The organism is Microvirga sp. KLBC 81 (assembly GCF_003075415.1).
Lineage (GTDB): Bacteria > Pseudomonadota > Alphaproteobacteria > Rhizobiales > Beijerinckiaceae > Microvirga.
The window spans coordinates 285-527 of the sequence record NZ_QDAH01000336.1; the positions used below are offsets into that span (position 1 = coordinate 285).

General features: G+C 66.7%; 1 protein-coding gene. It reads right to left on the minus strand.

Annotation, left to right across the window (positions count from 1 at the left end):
* Window positions 1-243 (minus strand): hypothetical protein (locus DC522_RS35665; protein WP_205769961.1); only part of this gene is annotated, 243 nt, incomplete at both ends.

Here is a 243-nt window from a genome sequence, read left to right on the forward strand (position 1 = left end):
GTCGATGGCTGCCTGGATGGCGGTGTGGTTGGCGGCGCCGTGGCCGGAGCCGGCAATGGCGCCATACCAGCGGATGTCCTTGCCGGTCATGGCCCAGCTGCCTTCGCGCACCCACACCTTGGTGGCGTCGAAAGTCGAGCGGACGAAGATGCCTTGCTGGGTGTCAGCGTCGACCTCGGCGGCAATGCCGGCATAGTCCTTGAGCAGGAACTGCCCCTCGCGGCCTGCCTCTTTCAGGTAGGC